The organism is Intrasporangium sp., from assembly GCF_035280925.1.
Lineage (GTDB): Bacteria > Actinomycetota > Actinomycetes > Actinomycetales > Dermatophilaceae > Intrasporangium.
In genome coordinates this window covers 1-3,966 of the sequence record NZ_DATEEY010000030.1, presented here as the reverse complement: position 1 = coordinate 3,966, position 3,966 = coordinate 1, and the positions used below count along the sequence as shown (strand labels likewise).

At 70.1% G+C, this 3,966-nt stretch carries 5 protein-coding genes and 1 pseudogene; 3 read left to right on the top strand and 3 right to left on the bottom strand.

The annotated features are described in order from the left end of the window. Nucleotides 1-141: pseudogene (locus VJN29_RS03415) on the bottom strand (IMP dehydrogenase); the annotation flags it as partial. Between the two features lie 16 nt (nucleotides 142-157). Then, complete coding sequence (locus VJN29_RS03410; protein WP_324142175.1) at nucleotides 158-730, bottom strand: hypothetical protein; 573 nt, start codon at nucleotides 728-730, stop codon at nucleotides 158-160. A 339-nt stretch (nucleotides 731-1,069) separates the two neighbouring features. On the opposite strand from VJN29_RS03410, the gene VJN29_RS03405 reads away from it, so the two are divergent. From VJN29_RS03405 to VJN29_RS03395, 3 genes are all read left to right on the top strand, one after another. Then, on the top strand, nucleotides 1,070-2,491 hold the full coding sequence (locus tag VJN29_RS03405) for an FAD-binding oxidoreductase (protein WP_324142174.1): 1,422 nt from the start codon (nucleotides 1,070-1,072) through the stop codon (nucleotides 2,489-2,491). A gap of 143 nt (nucleotides 2,492-2,634) precedes the next feature. Next, entirely contained in the window at nucleotides 2,635-2,922 is a 288-nt protein-coding gene (locus tag VJN29_RS03400; RefSeq protein ID WP_324142173.1) for a WhiB family transcriptional regulator, read from the top strand. A gap of 346 nt (nucleotides 2,923-3,268) precedes the next feature. Beyond that, nucleotides 3,269-3,568 carry a WhiB family transcriptional regulator gene (locus VJN29_RS03395; RefSeq protein WP_324142172.1) on the top strand — a complete coding sequence of 100 codons (300 nt, stop codon included), beginning with the start codon at nucleotides 3,269-3,271 and terminating at the stop codon, nucleotides 3,566-3,568. A 151-nt stretch (nucleotides 3,569-3,719) separates the two neighbouring features. Here the strand turns inward: VJN29_RS03395 and VJN29_RS03390 are convergent. Further along, nucleotides 3,720-3,966, bottom strand: a 247-nt coding sequence (locus tag VJN29_RS03390; RefSeq protein WP_324142171.1) for a GNAT family protein, incomplete at its 5' end; no start/stop codon positions are given.

Below are 3,966 nucleotides of genomic sequence, written 5' to 3'. Positions count from 1 at the left end.
GCCGCGATAGGGCCACAGGTCGGAGCCACAGATGCACGCCGCGACAACGCGGACGATCGCGTCGGTGGGCGCGGTGATCGACGGGTCGGGGACCTCGCTCAGGCGGATGTCTCGTGGGGCATGGATCGTGGTGGCGCGCATGCCGCCATCCTGCCGGTCAGGTCCGGGCGACGGGGCCCAGGCCCACGAGCAGGACGAGGGCGCCAAGCGGCAGGAGCCCCCAGGGCATGGCCATGATGGCTGCACCGAGCACGGCGACGGCAACGGCGGACCTGGGGACCCGACCCGCGACAACGAGCCGATGGAGCAGGATCCCCAGTCCGATCGCGACGAGGCCGGGTCCGCCAGCGGTCAGCGCGGTGGGCAGGTCGTCGCCGAGGTATCCCAGCATCCGTCCCACGGTGACCGCGCCGACCGCACCCGCGCCGAACGCGGACGCGACGACGGCGACCGTCGCGAGAGCCCCGCCAGCCTGTTCGCCGAGCCGGGCGGCGAGGAGGGCCAGCGCGACGACCCCGGCGACGAGCGAGAGGCCCGCGAGCACGGTCAGCCAGGTGGCGCCGAGTCCGGCGTCGCGGCCGTCGACCCAGCTGAGGATGCCGTGGACGAAGAGGAGGAGCGGTCCGAAGAGGGCAGGGGCGCTGCTTCGGTCGCCTGGCGCGGCGAGGGTGGTGCGGGCGGGTGCCTGGTGGCCCAGTGCAAGGGGTGAGGATCGAGCGATCGCGGGCATGCCTCCACCGTCAGCCCGGCCGGGTCCCGACCGCCATGGGGATCGTCCCCGCACCAACCCTGAGGTGCCCCTGAGCCGGGTCAGCTGTGGGACGGCGCCGTCTACCGCCTGAGGCGTAGGCGGGGCGGTCGCACCTACTCCGTTGGGTTGGTCTTCGGCGCAGAACGTTTCCACTGTCAGGGGTGGGACGTAGCGTCGTCAGGGGCTGTCACAAATGGCCGGACTGCCGCGTCATGAAGGGTGGGCCCTCGATCGACGTGAGGGCGAGACCCGAAGGAGCAACCAGCTCGGCGAAAAAGCTTTGACTTCACGTGTAGTTCAAATCGAAGGATGGACGCCATGACCTCCACACATGGACCACTGACCATCGAACGAGACCGACTGCGGGCGCTGGGTGAGACCATCGCCGGCGAGGTCCTCACCCCCGACTCCGAGGGCTCCGAGGCCTTCCGGGCCGCCTCTTCCCTGTACTACCGACACCTCGACCGGACACCGGCCCTCGTCGTCCGGCCACGCGACACGGACGACGTCGCAGCCGCCGTTGCCTTCGCACGGGCGAGTGGGCTGGAGATCGCCGTCCGGGGCGGCGGCCACAGCCTGGCCGGCCACAGCACCGTCGAGGACGGTCTCGTCATCGACCTGCAGCACCTGGACCGCATCGAGATCGACGTCGACGAGCGCGTCGCCCGCGTCGGCGGCGGTGCCACGGCAGGCGCCGTCACAGCCGCTGCCGGGGACCATGGGCTCGTCATCGGATTCGGCGACACCGGCTCGGTCGGTGTCGGCGGCATCACCCTTGGCGGCGGTGCCGGGTTCGTCAGCCGGGCGCACGGGCTGACCATCGACAACCTGCTCGCCGTCGAGCTCGTCACCGCCGAGGGACGTGTCGTCGTTGCGGACGCGGACCACCACCCCGACCTCTTCTGGGGCCTGCGCGGAGGCGGCGGCGGTTTCGGCGTGGCGACGAGGTTCACGTTCCGACTCCGCTCGCTGCCCCAGGTGGTCGGCGGAATGCTCGTCGTCCCGGCGACGGTGGACACCGTCACGGAGTTCGTCCGCCTGGCCCAGGCGGCGCCCGAGGAGCTGAGCGCCATGATCAACGTCATGCCGGCACCGCCCATGCCGTTCCTGCCCAAGGAGCAGCACGGGCAGCTCGTCGTGCTGGCGTTGTTGACGTATGCCGGCCCCGCCGAGGCCGCCGAGCCCGTCCTCGCGCCGTTCCGTGCTGTCGCCACGCCGCTGGCCGACCTGCTCCACGAGATGCCCTACCCGGGGATGTTCCAGCCGGAGCCCGAGGACTTCCACCCGATCGCCACGATCCGCACCGGTTTCTCCCGCGGGTTCGACCGGAGCCATGCGCAGCTCATCCTCGACACGCTGACGAAGCGGCTCGCCGCGCCGGAACTGCAGATGGCCATCGTCAACACCCGGGTCCTCGGCGGAGCGATCTCGCGGGTCAGCACGGACGCCACGGCCTATGCGCATCGCGAGTGGCCGCTCATGGTCAACGTCGCCGCTGTCGTCGGCGACCCGCAGGCGCTCGACGAGCAGCGCCCGTGGATCGAGGCGCTGGGGGCCTCGCTGTCCGAAGGTACGCCGGGCGCCTATGGCAACTTCGTCGGGGACGAGGGACCGGACCGCATCCACGACATCTACCCGCCCGAGACCTACGCCCGACTCGCCAGGGTCAAGGCCGAGTGGGACCCGGACAACGTCTTCCAGCGCGGCCACACCGTCCCTCCGGAGCGTCCGGCCGGCTGACCACCCGACCAGCACGCCGCGCCACCTGAAGGAGGGATGCCATCGAGCCACCGTGACCACTTGACCGCCAGCGCTCCACCGCTGGCCACACACGTCCACCGACGCGCCGCCTCCACGGGTGCGCCGGATTACAGGGGTGAACCATGAAGGAGAGCAAGCAACCCAACCTCAATGGCGAGGTCCTCCAGCGCAGCGAGGCGATTCCGTGCCGGGAGTACGACCCGGAGCTCTGGTTCGCCGAGCGCCCGGAGCAGGTCGAGTTCGCGAAGGCCCTGTGCGGGACGTGCCCGCTCCGGGCGGAGTGCCTCGCCGGCGCACTTGAGCGAGGGGAGCCCTGGGGAGTCTGGGGCGGACAACTGGTTGTCGATGGCGTCACCGTCGCGCACAAGCGAGGCCGGGGACGCCCGCGCAAGCAGCCGGTCGCGGCCTGACGGCAACACTGGTGTCAGTGCCCACGGACGGTGCCGTATGCCGCTGAGCTGAGTCAGCCGCACAACGACACCTCTCCGTGGGTTCCGCGCGCCTTCGGCTGGACTGTAGGACGTCAATGCGTCGATCGATCGCCACTCCGGCATTCCCCATCAAATTATGTTGAACGTCGGTGTATGACTTCCTATTCTACAAGTCGTACACGCGTGTCCAGGAACGTCTCCGGGTATTTCTCGGCGGGGGCACGCCGTCTGTGTCGAATTCGGCACTTCTGCTTCGACATAGGAGTGAGGGAAGCGCCGATGCTTCCTTGACTTCAAGTTCGCTTCACTTTTGAGGATAGGGCCCATGACCTCCACACAGGGACCATCGCTGACGAAGCCCCACCGGGCACGATTACGGCTGGAAGCCACGGGGACAACCCCCTGCCGCGAGTACGACCCCCAGCTCTGGTTCGCCGAGCGGCCGGAACAGGTCGAGCTGGCCAAGGCGCTGTGCGCGGAGTGCCCGCTGCGGCAGGAGTGCCTCGCGGGCGCCCTCGAGCGACGCGAGCCCTGGGGCGTCTGGGGCGGCCAGCTGGTCGTCGACGGCGCCATCGTGGCGCGCAAGCGTGGTCGTGGCCGTCCGCGGAAGGATGCCGCCGCCTGAGCGTGAGCCCCGCCCAGGCGCCGTTGCCTGTTCGCTGATCGGTTTACCTCGGCAGCGTGGGGACTCGGAACTGGCGCGTTGAGCACGGCACAGCGCAACCGATCACCATCATCCGGTTCGGTCGGCCAGTGCCCGGCCGATGGCACAGCGGCTAACCGAGCAGCTCCCAGTGCAGGGCGTCAGCGTAGGTGCCGTCGGGCAGCGGATCTGTCGCATGCTCCCGGCCGAACTCGGTGAACCCGACGGCACGCAACACACCGTTGCTCGCGGCATTGTCCGCGGCCGTCTCCGCGACGAGCCGGCGCAGGCCGAGCCCGCCGTCTTCCCGGGCTCTGAACGCATGGGAGATCGCGAGTCGGCAGGCCGCCTTCATGGCCCCCTTGCCGCGAGCGCTCGGC